The 1351-nt window shown below is 43.9% G+C and carries 2 protein-coding genes; both read right to left on the reverse strand.

The window, feature by feature from the left end; all coding sequences use genetic code 11:
• Window positions 1-224: 224 nt before the first annotated feature.
• Complete coding sequence (locus FFM78_RS13625) at window positions 225-1013, reverse strand: IS3 family transposase (protein WP_306438934.1); 789 nt, start codon at window positions 1011-1013, stop codon at window positions 225-227.
• A 5-nt stretch (window positions 1014-1018) separates the two neighbouring features.
• On the reverse strand, window positions 1019-1270 hold the full coding sequence (locus FFM78_RS14125) for an IS3 family transposase (protein WP_002816285.1): 252 nt from the start codon (window positions 1268-1270) through the stop codon (window positions 1019-1021).
• Window positions 1271-1351 lie beyond the last annotated feature (81 nt).

The raw sequence follows: 1351 nt of genomic DNA on the forward strand, positions 1-1351 counted from the left end.
TGGATTGAAGTCAATATTTGAGACAGATTTTAAGAGACATTCAGAACCGCGTTTACCTTCCACAGCTCAAATAAATCATTAATCGCGATTAATAACTTATTTGAACCCTGGAAAGCATTAAATCAGGCGGCCATTTGGCTCGTAAGTGTTGCAATTTCAACTTGTAAGGGGGTCTGGTAGCCCAGTGAACTATGAATTCTCTTCCTATTGTAGAAAGCATGCACCTATTCAAAAAGGACGGCAGCGGCAGTTTCATAATCTTCAAAGACCGGCACTGGATAAACACATTCCTTTTTGAGGGAAGCGTGAAAGGATTCCATTGGCGCATTATCATACGGACAACCCTTACGGCTGTATGCGTGGCGGATATGTAGCTCAGTTAAACGTTGATTGTAATCATCGCTGGTATACTGTGATCCTAAATCCGTATGGATAATCAGGTCCCCAGTAATGGTTCGATTTTTAACCGCGCTTTCAAGGGTCTTTAAGACTAAATCAGTAGCCATCTTTTTTGAGAACGAATAGCCGATAATCCGTCGTGAGTGCAGGTCCATGATGGTTGATAAGTAACACCAGCCATGACGCTTCGTTTGAATATAGGTCATATCAGCGGTCCATTTTTGATTTAAACCAGTGGTCGAGAAATCCTGCTTAAGCAAGTTGGGACGCTGTTCAACCTTGGTTTTGGAAGCCGAAGCCGCTTTCCACTTATTGACGGTAACGGAGTGGATATCCAGTTCCTTCATGAGCCAGGAAATCCGTCGTGGACTGCACCGAAGCTGCAGTGGTTGAAGTTCCAGATTCAATTCATGGTGGATCTTCATAACACCGTATCGCTGCTTAAATTCCGCAAAGATCCGCAGAATCCGTTGTTTCAAGCCCGCATCTTCGGCCCGGCGTTTTGAAGGTTTGGGGGATCGATAACGATAATACTGAGCTCTGGAAACACCGAGGATTCGGCACATCTTGGTTACCTGGTGGTGATGGCTTTCTTGGTGAATGTAATCAAAGATATTGGTTACTTCTGCGCAAGGAAGCCCAGGGCTTTTTTTAGGATTTCGTTCTCCTCAGACAGCGAAGCCAGTCGCTTTTCCATCGCTTTGATTTCGTCTGGCGATTTACCGGATTGAGTTTTGGCCTGGCCCTGGATCCACTTATGAACTGTTGAATAGCCAATGCCATATTCTCTGGCCAGTTGGGCAGCTGATTCGCCTTGCTTATATAGGTTGATAATGTTTTGTTTGAATTCTTTGTCGTAACGAGTTGGCATGTAAAAATTCCTTCCTTTTGAGAGATGATTTATTCATTATACCCTCTCTTAAAAGTTGTCTCAGGAATCAGCTTACATCCA

The sequence above is a fragment of the Loigolactobacillus binensis genome, from assembly GCF_005405165.1.
GTDB classification, from domain to species: Bacteria; Bacillota; Bacilli; order Lactobacillales; family Lactobacillaceae; genus Loigolactobacillus; species Loigolactobacillus binensis.

Coding starts and splice junctions, on each gene's coding strand:
- FFM78_RS14125 (WP_002816285.1), bottom strand. CDS start 1,270: ATGCCAACTCGTTACGACAAAGAATTCAAACAAAACATTATCAACCTA.